Origin of the sequence: uncultured Cedecea sp. (assembly GCF_947498825.1) — a bacterium.
Classification (GTDB): domain Bacteria; phylum Pseudomonadota; class Gammaproteobacteria; order Enterobacterales; family Enterobacteriaceae; genus JGM124.
On record NZ_CANMLV010000007.1, the window covers coordinates 1 to 16,592 of the forward strand.

Below are 16,592 nucleotides of genomic sequence, written 5' to 3' on the forward strand. Positions count from 1 at the left end.
CCTCCAAGTCGTCTGTTAACCACCACAGTCAACAGACAGCGCCCATCAAGGCGCTACGCGCCATGCTCGGCGCACAGCACAAGCTTCAGCCTTGGCTGAAGCGGTAAGCGCCTTTAAACTTCAGGCCAAGACTGTGTAGTGAGATGACAAGCGTGAATTACCGATAAGTACGTAAAGACTCATCCTGTGTGAACTGCACCCCAAAAGTGGCATATCCCACTGACTAAGGTGCATTTTTTATGGGTACAAAGCATCCCTTAAATTCATGATAGCATCCACGAGAGTTACAGCTGACTATTTGTTATTGGTTTTACATTATTGAAGTACGCTAATGTCCTTGAATTAGATGCAATATCAGGGGGTGAGTGTTTTGATAAAATACCATCTATATTTCCACTGTAATTATTATTCTATCCACATCCTGTCCTGTATTCCTGCCGTATGCTCATCGCCGGGCTGAATTTGTCGCCTACAGGTCACTCGAATTATTTAGGGTATAAGCGATAGGCGGATGCATTAATAATGCACATCCGCCAGCTTTATCAACATCTAAGAGTGAGATACAGGTTGATATTTACTCTTTAAACAGCTTTTGGACAAAATCAGCGTATGCCGGACGCCAGACATTCATTTCATGGCCTAAATCTGGGTATTCTTTATAATCAAAATGAATACCTTTCTGGGTTAACTCTTTTTTGAGTCCGGCAATATCAGCCCCTGTCACCAGATCGTTTTGCCCAACCACCAGAGTGAAGTTATTCAACTGGCGATTAATATCCTCAGGTTTGTTAAGTTGGGCTGCGACACCTTTATTTGGCACAGTTTCTGTCGTTACGCCACTGAATGTTGCCAACCAGCCAAAACTGTCCAAATTGTTCATGCCGGAAACCAGTGCCTGATAGCCACCTTGAGACAGCCCTGCCAGCGCACGGCCATTGGCATCTGAACGGACATTAAAACGCTCGGCAACCAGTGGAATAATTTCATTCATCAGTTCATTATCAGCAGCCTGGGCATTAAGAGGATAGAACGTCTGGCGGCGATCTTTTGGCGGAAAATCTTCAGGAACAGCTTCCGGAACGTCGGTTTCAGTATCGGGTATCACCACCAGCATCGGTTTGATTTTCTTTTCAGCCAGCAAGTTATCCATTATTTGTGGAATACGACCTTGCTCAACAGCAGAAAGCCCGGTGTCACCAAAGCCATGATAAAAATAGAGTACTGGCAGTTTTTCACCCGTTCCGGTATAGCCAGGTGGTGTCCAGACATAAATATGTCTTTCCGCTTTCGATGCCGCAGAATGCCAGGCGATATCACGCACTTCACCATGGGGGACTGCACGCTCATCTAAAATACTTCCCGGAATAAGCGTCAAACTGGTGTTAACCTGACGCTGTGGTTTCTGGTAACGGCTGCCGGTATCAGCAGAACGAAAACCATCAATATCAAAAAAGTATTCGTATAAACCGGGCTCCATGGTTCCACTTTTCCATTCCCAGACACCCCGTTCATTCTTCGTCATCTCGTGCGACGCATAAGTTTGTGGAGTATCCCCCGTGACCACAGAAACTTTTTGGGCAGCGGGAGCAAACAGACGATAAGTCATACTGTTATCCGCATTGCGTGCAGTAATATACTGATTCAGAGGAATGGAAGGATCCGGACTTGGTAGCGTGGGGGCTGCAATAGTACCTGATGAGGCCAGGGTGAGAATAAGTGCGATTAGGTTATATTTCACTGGCAGTGTTCCTCTATGATTTTCTTTATCATAATGATTTTAATCAATAAAAAATGTGATGTCGGTTATATATAGGATACAGAGTTGTTACTGCGTGGTTATTTCTGCTTAAAGAGAACTATTTTCCTTTTCAGAGTAGCCGTTTCCGCCAATAATGGCTGTCTGCCACCCTCGGCAGTTATAAAAATATAAAACAGAATAAATATTTCAAGTTAAAAATAAACAATGTCTTTATCGACTTTTCCTTAATATTTGTCCCACTATTATCCCAGCATTAACATGGAGAATGATATGCACGGTTTCGTTCCAGAAGTGTTTTTAGCCTCGAAAGGTTCTGAGTGGTCTGTTGATGAACAGCAGCAAATTCTGACTGGAATAGCCCATCCAGTCAGTGATATTTATATTGATCCCTCATGTAATCAGCCTGATTCGGCAGCCGCACCGCGTCATGATGCTGCTACATTGATGACATCTGCACCTGTTGGTGATTTCCAGTTATCTTCAACAGTTACGGTCTACTTCAAAGAGACATTTGATGCCGGTGTGCTGCTGCTAAGAGCAAGTGAACAAGTCTGGGCCAAACTGTGTTTTGAATACTCTCCGGATGGTGAGGCAATGGTGGTATCGGTAGTAAACAAAGGCAAAACGTCAGATGATGCCAATGCTTTTGTGGTAGCCGGTTCGAGAGTTGATTTGCGTATATCCCGTAAAGAAAATGTTTATTCGTTTCATGCCGCAGTGGAAAGCAATCGCTGGATTTTTATCCGCGCCTTTTCATTTGATGAGTCCGCCCATGAAACCACCGGGAGTATGACCCTGGGCTTTATGGCACAGTCACCAAACGGATCAGGGTGTAAGGTTGAATTTGGCAATATTTCGCTGACTAATACCACACTTGCACAGCTCAGAGACGGGAATTGATATTCAGCCTCAGCATCGCGGCCTGCATTGCTGAGGCTGAATATGTGAAATAGTTCACAGTTATTATCTGGTCCAAGTAAAATACCGTTGCTAAGTTTATCGGCTTATGGTTAATTAAAAACTGGATTGTAACTGTGAATAACAGGCAAAACCTAGAAAGAGTCATAACTCTTTTTATGTTTTGCCTTTTTTTTTGGGTAAAATATGCGTATTCAACGGGTTCTTAATAACAATGTTGTCGTGGCACATGATGCCGTAAACCATGAATGTATTATCATTGGTAAAGGTATCGGTTTTGGAAAAAAAACCGGCGATATCATTGACCCTTCTCTTTCCCAAAAAATATACCGCCACGATGAAAATATTAACCTGACTTCTGGTCAGGATTATTATTCTGATATTCCTGAGTCACTTTTTCATATTGTCTCCGAGATAGTCGGTCAGGCAAAAGTGAGACTTGATCGTAATATACACAAAAGTGTTTATGCATCACTGCTTGATCACCTTAATTTCGCCATTGAACGTGACCGCCTCGGGAAGCGGATTAAAAATCAGCTACTCTGGGATATAAAGAGGCTGTATCGCGAAGAGTTTCGTATTGGTAGTGATGCCATAGATCAAATCAATCAGCAAATTGGCACCGCACTTGATGAAAATGAAGCTGCGTTTGTCGCGCTGCATCTTCTCAATGCCCAGCAAGACGGCACAATGCCTGATGTCAGTGATGTCTCTAAAATCATTCAGGAAACACTTAATATTATTAAGTATCATTTCCGCATCGAGTACAAAGAAGAGTCACTAAATTTCCAGCGACTGGTGACGCATCTTAAATTTTTTGCCCACCGCTTATTAAGTAACTCATATGTGGATAATCGAGATGGTTCTCTGAATGAACTGGTTTCAATGAAATACAGCGAGTCACATGAGTGTGCAGTGAAAATAAGCGACTTCATTAAGAAAAATTACGGTAGAAAATTAACTGATGATGAAGTGATGTTTTTAACTATTCATACTGAAAATCTTAGAAACGAATAATTAGTATTGAATTAAAAAATAGCTATATCCTAAAATCAATTCCAGAATTGAGGTCTCACCATGTCCGAATTTGATGATCTGGCACGAAAAATAATCGCTAATTTAGGTGGGGCAGAGAATGTTACCCATTTAACACACTGTATTACACGATTACGTTTTACCCTTCGTGATACAGCATTATTTAATATTGAAGCACTGAATCGCCTGCCCGGTGTCATCATGGCGATAAATAGTAATGAGCAATGTCAGGTTGTTATTGGTAATAATGTTACTAAAATATATGACGCTATTTATGCTGCCGGATTAGTCTCCACTACCGACTCGCCTGCAACAGCAGAAAAAAAATCAGGTAAAGGAAATATTGTTGGCGCTGTTTTTAATAAAATGTCGTCGATTCTTGTCCCTGTGGTACCGGCACTTGCCGGAGCGGGTATGATTAAAGCGCTGCTGGTTATCTTGACCACCTATAACTTACTGGCAGCCGATACCAGTACTTATAAAATTCTCGCCGCGGCTAGCAACAGCGTATTCTATTTTCTGCCATTATTTCTGGCCTTTTCCTGTGCCCGCTCTTTTGGTACCAATCCCTTTGTTAGCGTAGCGATTGTTGGCGCATTACTTGAGCCTAATTTTATCGGACTGATGCAAGCGCCCGGCGATATCGTGACCTTTATGGGTATCCCGGTGGTGTTGATGAAATATTCTTCCACGCTGATCCCGGCAATTCTGTCTATCTGGCTCTACTCCTATGTTGAGCGATTCCTGAAAAAAATCATCCATCAAAGTATCGAGTCTGTTGCAGTACCGATGCTCGGATTACTGATTATGGTGCCAACTATTGCTATCGTTATTGGCCCTATCGGTGTTTATCTCGGTGATGGTATTGGTCATGCTATCAGCTATATGACGGGTGTCAGCGGTATACTGACCGGCGCATTGATTGGCGGAGGCTGGACTATCCTGGTGATGTTTGGTCTGCACTGGGGTCTGGTGCCGGTCATGATCAATAATATTGCTATGCATGGTTCGGATACTATCAAACCCGCGGCCGCGATGGCGACGTTCTCTCAGGCGGGCGTGGCGCTGGGTGTATTCCTGAAAGCAAAAGATAAAAAACTGAAGTCTTTTGCGCTGTCAGCGATGATCCCAGCGCTATTTGCTGGTGTTACAGAGCCGGTAGTCTATGGACTGTCGGTGAAATATAAACGTCCGCTTGTTGCATCCATTATTGCCGGTACTCTCGCAGGTGGTTTCGTCGGCGGTATGGGTACTACGGTAATCGCTTACGTTTTCCCGTCAATTACCACACTTCCTGCCTTTATGACCGATACCTTTGCCTACTACCTTATCGGGTTAAGCATGGCTTTTGGACTCTCAGCGATACTGACCTATTTGTTCGGATTTGATGAAGAAATCGGCTCTGACACTGCCGTTAAAATGAGTCCTGCTCAAGCCTCTGATGCAGTCACAGTGGCTGATAAACCGGTCTCTGCGGCGGGAACTCTGCCTGTTAATTATCTTATCTCGCCATTAATGGGCACCGTTATTCCACTCGACAGGGTTAAGGATCCGGTATTTGCCAGCGAGTCAGTGGGTGAGGGAATTGCCATTATTCCAGAAGAGGGTTTGGTCTATTCCCCGGTCGACGGTGTCATCAGCAAACTATTTCATACCCATCATGCTATCTGCATAACCTCTGACGATGGAGCCGAGATTATTATTCATGTCGGGCTCGATACCGTGCGCCTTAATGGCAAATATTTTACTGCCTCAGTGAGTGAAGGTGAACGCGTCACTGCTGGCCAGCTGCTTCTTTCCTTTGATATAGACGCTATCCGTGCCGAAGGATATGACCTGACTACACCTGTCGTCGTATCTAATACTTCTGATTATCGAATGATAATCCCCACAGAGCAACAGACTGTGCGGTCTGGAAATCATCTACTCACTTTACAGCCTGAATAAATAAACTGACTTGGAGATACTGTATGTCTAAACAAATAATCACCGGATTCCCTGATAATTTTCTCTGGGGTGGCGCGGTTGCCGCAAATCAGGTAGAGGGTGGTTCAGACCAGGGCGGAAAAGGGCTGTCAACCGCAGATATGGCGGTCTATCGCGATGCGCTGGGGCGCGGAGAATATGAAAAACATTATTCCATAAGCGATCGGCAAATTCAGGATGCTATTGCGGCTACCGACATCAGTTGCTATCCAAAACGCCGCGGTATCGACTTTTATCATCGTTATAAAGAAGACTTGGCATTGTTTGGTGAAATGGGCTTCAAAGTATTACGCGTCTCTATTGCCTGGACGCGTATCTTCCCGAATGGAACGGAAGACCAGCCAAATGAAGAAGGGCTGCGTTTTTATGACGACCTGTTCGATGAGATGATTAAAAATAACATTGAACCATTAGTGACACTGTCACATTATGAAATGCCCATTCATCTGGTTAATGAATGCAATGGCTGGCTCGACAGAAAAGTCGTGGGCTTATTTGAGAAATTTGCTATCAGCGTTTTTGAGCGTTACCGGAACAAAGTGAAATACTGGATAACCTTTAATGAGATAGACAGTATTATTCGCCATCCCTTTACTACTGGCGGTATCGTACCGGATCGCTTCTCCTCAGGCGAAATAGAGAATGTGCTGTATCAGGCCTTACATCATCAATTTGTTGCCAGCGCACTGGCGGTTAAGCATTGTCATAATATTATTCCGGAGTCAAAAATCGGCTGTATGCTTACCCGCCTGCTGACCTATGCCGAGAGTTGCGATCCGAATGATATGTTACTTGCTCACAGAGAAAATCAGCTCAATTATTTCTTCTCTGATGTGCAAATCAGGGGCTATTACCCAAGCCATATGAACCGTCGGTTCGCAGAAAAGAATATACAGATAGCCATGGAGCAGGGTGATGAAGAGATCCTGCGCCAGCATACGGTTGATTTCCTCTCATTCAGTTACTACATGTCACTGGTGACCAGTATTAACGCTGATAAAATGGATAAAGTGAGCGGTAATATTGCCGGCGGTGTGAAAAACCCATACCTGGAAAAAACAGAATGGGACTGGCAGATAGACCCAGTAGGGCTACGTATTGCGCTGAATGATATGTACGACAGATATCAGATCCCGCTGTTTGTGGTTGAAAATGGTATGGGTGCCACGGATACCCTGGGCCCGGATAATCAGATTATTGATGACTATCGTATCTCCTATTTCCAGGGACATATCCGTGAAATGAGAGAAGCCGTTAAAGATGGCGTGGAATTATGGGGATATACCTCCTGGGCACCGATTGATCTAATTAGTGCTTCCACTTCTGAAATGGCTAAACGCTATGGTTTTATCTATGTAGACCAGGATAACTATGGTAACGGAACCCTTAATCGCCTGAGAAAGAAAAGCTTCTACTGGTATCAGAATGTGATTGCCACTAATGGCGAAGAAATCTAGCGTAATGGATTTTCATCAGGCGGATATTGAAGAACACGTCTGGCTAATCGATAAATAGGGTGGCAGGTAAATAATTCTGAACTATTGAAACAAAGAACAATCCGCTTTTTCCTGCTTTATCAGCAGTCTTGATCCTCACATCAGCGAGGATCAAGACTGAACTGTATTATCCTCCCGTCACCACATTAATCAGTTCATTCGCCAGCTGGCTGAAACGACTAATCCGTACAGTAAGTGGTCCGGTTTCACTGGCAGTACCGTATCTGGTCAGCTCCAGGGGGGCTTCAACCTGAGTTTTCTCGGCGTAAATAGTGGATTCTGGAATCAACTTCACACGGTCAGGTTCTGGATGCGTGACAGTTGAAATCACCAGCCAGCGCGGTGCTTTCATACCGGGCTGTACCAGCATGCTGGCAAACAGGCGATGGCTTTGCAGTACCGCAGGGGTACGGTAGACAAAGTCCTTATAGGTCAACTTTTGCAGTGGTTTCCAGTCTGCATCGTAGACCACGGCTTGTACGGCGAGGAACTGCTCGTGGGTCAAGGGGGCAGTAAACTCAAGGGTATAGGCCGTGTCGGTATTCGGCAGCGCGACAACCTGTGCGCGAACACTGCTGTTGTCTTCGCTGATTTTTGGCGTTTGTGCGTCAAAATTCAGTTTTAACGATGACTTCCCGTTAAAACTTTGCACTGGCAGTTGATTCAGTGCGGTGCAGCAAGCGACCGGTGTGACGATGCTGGTGTCCTGAGTTGATGTGACGGGCTGGGTACAGCCACTCAGCAACAGCAGGCCCAAGGCCATAGGTATTATTTTTTTCATCATAGGTTCCCGAATATTGTTATCCACTACCACCACAGCTCGAAGTTAAAGCCAAAGGTGACTTCTTCAGTGCTTCCTTTGTCGCTTTTCACCGGTGCAGCATACTTATACTTTTCGCCGTAGCTGTTGAGGCGTTCCCACTGGGTATCAGAATCTGACCAGGTCACAAACAGACGTAATGCGGGACGAGCCCAAACTCCTTTACCAGCCTGGATCATCTGTGCCAGGGTAATTTTATACATATCGTTGACGCCAGCATTGTTCTGAGCATCAACACGCTCGTAGCCAAATTCCAGCGCGGTTGCCAGATATTCATTCCAGCTATATTGCGGGCGTAAACCGGTACTGAACCAGGTCATCCCGCTCTTATTATCGAGATTAAGATCCTGCCAGGCGATGGAGTACATACTCTGAATATTATCGGTGAAGTTGATTTCACCATAGTTGAAGACACGCCAACTGTAACCGTTATGGTTAACGCCAGTGTTATATTTGGTTGAACTGGCACCTTCAGCACTCATCAGGCCGCCTGCCAGTGCATCACGTCCGTACTGGAAAGCCAGGGAGTTGCTACCCATTGACCAGGCCTGGCGATAAATCATCGACAACATGGAACCATCGGTGGTGATGTCTTTCTGATTGTAGCTGGAGTTCTGGGTGAAAACGTAGTTGATACCGGTGGTTAAATCAGCATCGTCAGAGAGTTTCAGCTCACTCAGACGTACGTCAATATTGTGCAGAGCGCGCTGGTCAGCACTCGATTCTGGTGCCAGCCAGGCCAGGCTACCTTTGGCAAAACCAAAATCGACGTTTTCCAGACCAGTACCGTTATCAGAGACATCCCAGTATTTAACGTCAATCATATGGACTTCATAGCGCTGATAAAAGCGCTTGCCCACCCAAATTTTCGCATTGGGCTGACCGGGGATAATATTATAGACTGAAGCCCAGGTTTGCAGAGTTCCCACGTCTCCCCAGGAATCACCGCTACCGATATACCAGGTGAAATCAAAAATAGCATCTGTGTCGGTGGTAATATCAGTTTTAAATCCACCTTCCCACCAGTTCATTTCATTACCTAAGCGGTAATTACCAAAACCTTCCGAGGCGCGAATAACGGTGTCGAGTTTTCCTTTGCCATCATTTCTGTTTTTATTATTGGTATAAATATTCCCCCATTTTACATAACCGATGGGAGTAAAGTTTTCCAGCTGAGCGGCGGAGGCAGAAAAAGGCAAAGCTAACGCGAGCAGAGGTAAAAGACCACGGCGAGTCATCATAAAAAATTCCATGCTGTATTTATTAAACGAGTGGTGTTACCGGCAGCACTATACTGCCGGCGAGTGGGTGAAAATTAACTACGTTTCTCAACTAAGGCGGCCATAACATCGTCATGATACTGACCATTGAGTTTGTAATAGCGACGGTAAATTAAATAACTGGCGGCAACTAAGACAAAGGGAATACCGATCATTAATATGCGCATGCCTAATACAGTATCAGCACTCTGAACTTCATTCGGAATATAACCAATAACGGTCAGACCCATACCAATCAGGAAGCCTGCGAAAGCAGCAGCTGCTTTTACCAGCATGGTTTGTACCGAGAAGATGATACTTTCACTGCGCATACCGGTTTTATATTCACCATAGTCCACGACATCAGCCAGCATCACGGTTGCCATGGCCAGCGAGAAGCCTGAGCCCAGCTTCAGTAGCGCACCCGAAAGACCAACCAGAATCTGGCTGTCTGGCATAAAGATGCTGGAGAACAGCAGGATAAGACAGCTTAACAGCGGGAATAAACAGGCCAGACGCCAGACCGTTGGGCGTGAAAGGCTGGCAACCACTTTCGGAAACAGCAGCAGACCGGCAATTTCTGCTGCACCTGAAAGCATCATAAACACCGGGAACAAGTCTTTATTACCGATGGCGTAGGCGAAGTAATAAATCGCAAATCCGCCCGCCAACTGCATCGCCATATTAAAACTCAGAACGATACCAATCAGTGCTTTGAGCTGATCGTTTTGAGTGATGATATTGATCATATCTTTGAAACTGATTTTTGGTTTGCTGACTTTTACATCGACAGTTTCTTTCACGTTAATGACGGTTATTACTGCGCTGATAATAAAGAAGACGGCAATAACCATGCTGATACGGACAAAACCGCTGGCGCTATCGCCATTACCCAGCCAGTCAATCGCTTTCAGACCAAAGGCACCCATCAGCAGCCAGGCGAGACTTGCGAACAGACGAGGGATAACAACAATTTTTTCGCGTTCTTTTTTCTCTTTGCTTAATGAGGGGATCATTGACCAGTAAGGAATATCCATAATGGTATAGGTCATGCCCCATAATATGTAAGAGACAGAAGCATAAAAATAAAGCCAGAAACCGGTAAATTCATGGGCAATAAAGACGCCAATCATCACGACAGAGTTAATAATAGTGCCAATTAAAATCCAAGGACGGAATTTACCAAAACGACTGTGGGTATTATCAACAATTAATCCCATTATCGGATCTGTTATTGCATCCCAAATTCTGGCAAATAAAAACAGCGAGCCAACAAAGGCCGCTGAAAGACCGACAACATCGGTATAATAAAACATCAAATAGAGGTAAACAATTGAACAGGCAAGATCCTTGCCCAGCGCCCCGATACCGTAGGAGAGCTTACTTGTATTGCTGATACTCATATTTTTCCTTTATTTTTTTAAGACATCAGATCAGAGAAAAATTAATTCTGTGCTTCAACCAGCAGCAGCACCGCAGATTCAGGATCGAGTACGGGCATCGCAAGACCTGCGTGTTGCAACCAGTCACCTGATAATTCAACGCCATCAGCCACCCAGGCAGGCTGGGTACTGACAATGCCATTACGGAAATTTTCAGCCGAATCAATAACGCTGACACGATAGGTCATATCGGGATCCAGTCCTTGCAGACGTAGCGCACCGCTCAGCGCCCAGGTAGGCATAGCCAGTTGAGCAACGGCAACCAGCGCCTGGCGGCGGTCTGCCGAAACAACAGAGGTAATACTTTGTGCTGCGGAGTCATCACTGTCGAGGCGATAGAGTGTGCCTTCATGAATCAACTGACGATATTTTTTATAGATTTCGATATAACGGCTAAATCCGGCTTTATCTTCTTCAGAGGCTTTAAGCGGGTCCAGCTCGATACCTAAATGACCGAACAGCGCGGTGATACCGCGGAAATGGATATCTGAAACCCGACGAGTAGAATGACTTTTTTTCGCACCAATATGAGCACCCATCACTTCCGGCGGGAAGAAGTAGCTGAAACCACGTTGGATAGCATGACGCTCAAGGGCATCGTTATTGTCTGATGGCCAGAAACGCTGAACATGGCGCAGAATTTCATAGTCGATACGCCCGCCACCGGCCGCACAGGATTCAATATCCACTTCCGGGTGCTTCGCCCGTAATGCTGCCATCAAGGCGTAGACGCGTTCCACTTGGCGCGTTTGTGCCGGGCGGTGTTCGTGGCCAGGCTGAACCACTTCGCGGTTCATATCCCACTTCAGATAAGAAATCTTGTAACGACTCAGCAGGGTATCAAGGCGTTCGAATAAGTAATTAAAGACCTCGTCGTTACACAGATCCAATACATACTGATTGCGGCCAACCGGCTGCTGATAGTCACTCAATTGCAGTAACCAGTCAGGATGCTGACGATAGAGTTCGGAGTTTTTGCTGATCATTTCCGGCTCAACCCACAGACCAAAAGTCATACCTTGTTTCAGAACATGGGCAATGACGGGCTCCAGACCCTGCGGATATTTTTTCTCATCGACAATCCAGTCGCCTAATGCGGCTTTATCATCGTTGCGGCCAAGGAACCAGCCATCGTCGATAATAAAACGCTCCACGCCCATCACAGCGGCCTGGGTGGCCATCTCCATGATGTACTGTGGGTCGTGGTCGAAATAGATCCCTTCCCAAGTATTGAGGTGAACCTGGCGAGGTTTAGCTGAGGTGAAGCTAAGCAGCTGACGACGAATATGGTTGTGGAACTGCTGGCTCATACCGTTCAGACCTCGACCACTCCAGGTTGCATAAAGCAGAGGAGTGGTCACGCTTTCTCCTGTCTGCAACCGAATTTCACCCGGGACATACAGCGCTTCGGCTTGCAGCACGCGACGGCCATCGGCTTTGACGTCGATACGCATACGATGGTTACCGCTCCAGGCAAGATGAGCGCCCCAGACTTCGCCATGGTTTTCACCAAAGCCCGGGGTACCGGCGATCAGTGCCGGGTAGTGCTGATGCGAGGTACGACCGCGACGGTTTTCCTGTTGATAGCCGCCATGAATCAGTGAGTGGCGGTGTTGCTGAAATTCATAAACCCAGCGACCGTAAAAGGAAAGACATTCACTGGCGCGTTCTGGCAAGGGAAGGGTGATGGCCAGACGAGCAACATCGTAGGCTGTATCGCCAGTATTGGTCAAAGTATGGCTGAGTCTGATGACATCGCAGTCGCGATCAAACAGTAGGTGTGAGGTGACGCGCAGGCCTGCAGCAGAGTCTTCACTGTGGATCTCTAAACCTTCGGCAGTTTCTTCTATTTTTCTGATAGTGAAAACGGGTGACCAGTGCAGGCCATTACGCTGTCCTTCGATCCCCGGACTGCCGAACAGACCCCGGCCATTTTCAGCCATCAGTGATACAGGGGTATCGGTATCCAGTCGCCCGTAGGGTACCGCGCGACTTAACGCAAGTTTAGCCCCGTGACTTGGGACAAGTTTACGCCCCCAGTAGAGGATCTCACCGCCATTAGCGGGATCGATACACAAAGTAGAGGTGTTTCCTGATAGAAAGCGCGTTGGTTCCATCACGTCGTCCTGTTAAAAATGCCTGATGATAACCAAGATATTAACAGCCATTACAGAATGTAATTGTGACCGCTCACTCAAAAATTGTTGTGTTTTTGTTTTTTTCGACAAAAATGGAAATTTTCATTGATTAACTGTAAATAAAATAACCGCATGGTATTGATATTTATGGATTGTTTTAATATGTGAGCGGGTTGCAATTATTTAAGCACCACAGGCGAAAATGGTTTTTATTAATCGGCAGGAGGCAGGATCACTCCTGGCGTCTTCAATTAGATTTTCTGCCTTTGCATTTGCAGAGGTCAAAATGAAAAAAGCACGATTTACTGAAACTCAGATCGTTAATATCCTGAAGCTTGCTGATTCAGGCCTGAAAATCATGCCATGAAGGAGCCTTTCGCAAAAAAGGGCTGGTAATAACCGAGAGGAAATCCTGCGCCAGGAACGTTTTAATGGTTCATTTCGCCAGAAATTTTTGAATGCTTATTTATTTGAATCACTCAGTCAGGTCAGTCTCAGATAACGGGGAGTGGACAGGCGCACAATGAAAAACGGCGGCCATACGGGCCGCCGTTTACAGGACTCTCTCGTGGAATTAACGACGGGCCCAGCGCAGACTGTAGTGATAATGTTGCTGTTGTAACAGATACTCAGGTGACACACTCGGGCTCCAGGAGTCATCGCCGCCAACGCCCATATGGAAACCATCGATATTCAACCAAGTGCCAGGTTCTTCAACCAGCAGATGACGGTGAGATGTCTCGCGTAGCTGCGTCTGGCTATAACGGCTCAGATTAAACTGGAAGTCACCACTCCAGCGAGAGTTGCCGTAGTCAAGACGACGGGTTCCACAGCGCAGGCCGTTTTCACTCGGAAAAACGTACGGGGTATACATATCCGCCAGCGGGCGTTGCCAGAGATCATAGCGTGCGGAATGAAGACGATCAGGATAGTTTTCATGTGGCCCTAAACCTAACCAGGTAACCTCTGAGTCGATATCCGCCAACTGGCAGGTCAGGCCGATACGGGCCGGGGCAGGAGTTCCGCGAGCGATATCAACGTCAACGTCAATCTTCAATTCACCCTGGTTATCAATCAGATAGGTTTTACGGCTGATAAACAGGAGCTTACCGTCAGCCAGCCAGTGATGTACTGAACGCAATTGGACAGCTTGCGACAAAATATCCGCATGAAGGCTGACAACACGACTCTCCATCCGATAGTGTCCGGCTGCTTTCCAGCGTTCAACCCAGGCATTAGGGTCGATGCGTGTCACTTCACTGACACCAATATCATTGTCCAAAGGGGCACGGGTGAACTGATCCTGTAATGGGGTCAGTAGCAGGTTCTCACCCCGGCTCGTCCACTGAGTCAACAGGCCGTTCTTACGGTCAAACAGCCACTGTTGATCGCCATGCTGAATTTGGTAGTCAGTGTCAGTGGTGGTCAGAACCGGGACATTACCCTCAGCAACTTCTGTTATATCGGACAGTATTCCCGGTAACTGCCACTGTTCATGGGCGCAGATGTGGCCGGCGTCACTCCAGCTGGTGGCTGAGTTCTGGTGAACTTCGATATTCAGCCATACCTGACCGCTACGGGAAATTTCAGGTAAATCAAGACGAATGATTTGCTGCCCCTGAGGCGCAATATCAAGTGCCACATGGCCACTGGCCAGGGTTTCACCTTCCAGTTTAACGTTCCAGACCAGTTTCTCATTATCACTGTGACGGAACAGATACTCACTGGTCACTTCTAGCTGCAAGTCCGGCAGTAAACGGAACTGGAAGAACTGCTGAGCGTGGCGAGCTTCAAACAAGGATGGATGTGGCGTGCGATCGGCAAAAACCAGACCATCCATACAGAACTGGCGATCGTTCGGCGTATCGCCAAAATCACCGCCATAGGCCGAGAAGGTTTGGCCATTTTCATCCCGTTTATTCAGTGACTGATCGACCCAGTCCCAAATAAAGCCACCCTGCAGGCGAGGATACTGGCGGAAGGCTTCCCAGTATTTATGAAAACCACCCAGACTGTTACCCATAGCATGGGCATACTCACAGAGGATCAACGGACGTGACTCTCCAGGCATACCGACCCATTTTTTAATTGACCACTTCGGTACTTGCGGGAAGGGTTGGTCTTCGTCAACACGGGCATACATCGGACAAATAATATCGGTAGCGGTGCTGTTACCGCCGCCGCCTTCATAATGTACCGGACGGCTCGGGTCGTTAGATTTTATCCAGCGGTACAGGGCATCATGGTTATCGCCATGTCCTGACTCATTGCCCAGCGACCAAATAATGATCGAAGGATGGTTACGATCACGCTGTACCATACGTGTGACGCGTTCGGTCATGGCTGGCAGCCAACGCGGATCGTTGCTCAGACGGTTCATCGGGACCATACCGTGGGTTTCGATATTGGCTTCATCGACAACATATAATCCGTAGTAGTCGCACAGACGATACCACTGGGGATGATTAGGGTAGTGAGAGCAGCGTGTTGCGTTAAAGTTATTCTGCTTCATCAACAGAATATCCTGACGCATTGTCTCAATATCCATCACCTGACCGTTATCCGGATGGTGTTCATGACGGTTAACGCCGCGGATAAGCAGCGGCTTACCGTTAATGGTCAGCAGGCCATTAGTGATGCTCACGGTTCGAAAGCCAGTGTCGTAAGCTTCTGCTTCAACAAGACTCTCACCGCGCTTTAGCTGTACCACAGTACGGTACAGCGTCGGTATTTCAGCACTCCAGAGTTCAGGAGCCTCTACAGGAAGGCGCAGAGTCGTGCGGTCATTGTAACGGCCGCGCTCATCAATAATATCACTTTCAATTGCTTGTTGAGCCTCGGCTATCAGGCTGTCACCGAGCCAAAGCTGGACTTCAACCCGATCCGCATCAGTGATATTGCCTTCAACCACCACAAGTGCATCCAGCGTTGCACGGGTAAAATCATCATTAAGCCGGGTGGTTATCTGAACATCGGCCAGTCGGGTATCGGGTTTATGTAGCAGAGTGACATCGCGGAAAATACCGCTCATACGCCACATATCCTGATCTTCAAGGTAAGAGCCATCGCTCCAGCGCAGTACCATGACGGCAAGGCGGTTTTCACCCGCAACCAGTACCTGGCTGAGATCGAATTCTGACGGCAGACGGCTGTCCTGGGCATAGCCTACCCACTGACCATTACACCAGAGATGAAAGGCCGAATTAACGCCGTCGAGGACAATACGTGTCTGCCCGCTGGAGAGCCAGTCCGGGTTGACATTAAATGTGAGCGAGTAACAGCCCGTTGGGTTTTCTGCAGGCACAAAAGGGGGGTTGACCGGAATAGGATAGGTGACATTGGTATAGATTGGCGCATCATAACCCGCCATCTGCCAGTTAGAGGGAACCTCTGTACTGTGGGCGCTCTCCAGGTCATTTTCCAGCCAGTTTTCCGGCACTTGTTCTGGCTGAGTAAAATAACTGAATGCCCAGCGGCCATTCAAATTTTGGATTGAAGTTGATGGCGTATCTTTCCTGGCATCATCGGCTGTTCGCCAGCTGGAAAAAGGCGGATGCGCAGCCAGTGCATTAAGCTGGGTGACGGCGGGGTTTTCCCAGTCGCGACGGGCAAGTACGGCGGCTAAAGAGAGAGGTCTTTGGCTCATGATTCAGGTTCCTTGAGTGATTTTGTTATCCGCTCACAATTTTAGTTACTATGCGAGGATACCTGACATTTGTAAAGCATCATTACGATAGAG

Annotated in this window: 11 protein-coding genes; 5 read left to right on the forward strand and 6 right to left on the reverse strand. The window is 46.9% G+C overall.

Features of this window, described 5'->3' with window-relative positions; genetic code table 11:
• Positions 1 to 574 precede the first annotated feature (574 nt).
• Positions 575 to 1,714 carry an alpha/beta hydrolase-fold protein gene (locus Q1A40_RS09670; protein ID WP_299999973.1) on the reverse strand — a complete coding sequence of 380 codons (1,140 nt, stop codon included), beginning with the start codon at positions 1,712 to 1,714 and terminating at the stop codon, positions 575 to 577.
• Between the two features lie 315 nt (positions 1,715 to 2,029).
• Here Q1A40_RS09670 and Q1A40_RS09675 point away from each other — a divergent pair, with 315 nt between their 5' ends.
• The 4 genes from Q1A40_RS09675 to Q1A40_RS09690 all read left to right on the forward strand — a co-directional run bounded on the left by Q1A40_RS09675 (position 2,030) and on the right by Q1A40_RS09690 (position 7,155).
• The gene (locus Q1A40_RS09675; RefSeq protein WP_299999610.1) at positions 2,030 to 2,659 is read left to right on the forward strand and encodes a DUF1349 domain-containing protein; all 630 of its coding nucleotides are present in this window, start codon (positions 2,030 to 2,032) and stop codon (positions 2,657 to 2,659) included.
• Positions 2,660 to 2,863: 204 nt separating this feature from the next.
• Positions 2,864 to 3,694, forward strand: coding sequence for a BglG family transcription antiterminator LicT (gene licT / locus Q1A40_RS09680; RefSeq protein WP_299999611.1), 831 nt, complete (start codon positions 2,864 to 2,866; stop codon positions 3,692 to 3,694).
• 60 nt (positions 3,695 to 3,754) lie between these two features.
• Positions 3,755 to 5,659: a beta-glucoside-specific PTS transporter subunit IIABC gene (locus Q1A40_RS09685; RefSeq protein ID WP_299999612.1), complete on the forward strand. Its 1,905-nt coding sequence runs from the start codon at positions 3,755 to 3,757 to the stop codon at positions 5,657 to 5,659.
• Between the two features lie 23 nt (positions 5,660 to 5,682).
• Complete coding sequence (locus tag Q1A40_RS09690) at positions 5,683 to 7,155, forward strand: glycoside hydrolase family 1 protein (protein ID WP_299999614.1); 1,473 nt, start codon at positions 5,683 to 5,685, stop codon at positions 7,153 to 7,155.
• 166 nt (positions 7,156 to 7,321) lie between these two features.
• On the opposite strand, the gene Q1A40_RS09695 is transcribed toward Q1A40_RS09690, so the two are convergent.
• The 4 genes from Q1A40_RS09695 to Q1A40_RS09710 all read right to left on the reverse strand — a co-directional run bounded on the left by Q1A40_RS09695 (position 7,322) and on the right by Q1A40_RS09710 (position 12,832).
• Positions 7,322 to 7,978: a MalM family protein gene (locus Q1A40_RS09695; RefSeq protein ID WP_299999617.1), complete on the reverse strand. Its 657-nt coding sequence runs from the start codon at positions 7,976 to 7,978 to the stop codon at positions 7,322 to 7,324.
• 23 nt (positions 7,979 to 8,001) lie between these two features.
• Positions 8,002 to 9,255, reverse strand: a complete 1,254-nt coding sequence (locus tag Q1A40_RS09700) for a carbohydrate porin (protein WP_299999619.1) — start codon at positions 9,253 to 9,255, stop codon at positions 8,002 to 8,004.
• A gap of 74 nt (positions 9,256 to 9,329) precedes the next feature.
• On the reverse strand, positions 9,330 to 10,676 hold the full coding sequence (gene melB / locus Q1A40_RS09705) for a melibiose:sodium transporter MelB (protein WP_299999621.1): 1,347 nt from the start codon (positions 10,674 to 10,676) through the stop codon (positions 9,330 to 9,332).
• A gap of 41 nt (positions 10,677 to 10,717) precedes the next feature.
• Positions 10,718 to 12,832: an alpha-galactosidase gene (locus Q1A40_RS09710; protein ID WP_299999623.1), complete on the reverse strand. Its 2,115-nt coding sequence runs from the start codon at positions 12,830 to 12,832 to the stop codon at positions 10,718 to 10,720.
• A gap of 223 nt (positions 12,833 to 13,055) precedes the next feature.
• Here Q1A40_RS09710 and Q1A40_RS09715 point away from each other — a divergent pair, with 223 nt between their 5' ends.
• A complete protein-coding gene (locus Q1A40_RS09715; RefSeq protein ID WP_299999989.1) occupies positions 13,056 to 13,220 on the forward strand; it encodes a hypothetical protein in 165 nt (54 codons plus the stop codon).
• A gap of 207 nt (positions 13,221 to 13,427) precedes the next feature.
• Here the strand turns inward: Q1A40_RS09715 and Q1A40_RS09720 are convergent, their stop codons facing one another.
• Positions 13,428 to 16,499 carry a beta-galactosidase gene (locus tag Q1A40_RS09720; RefSeq protein WP_299999624.1) on the reverse strand — a complete coding sequence of 1,024 codons (3,072 nt, stop codon included), beginning with the start codon at positions 16,497 to 16,499 and terminating at the stop codon, positions 13,428 to 13,430.
• Between the last annotated feature and the right edge of the window lie 93 nt (positions 16,500 to 16,592).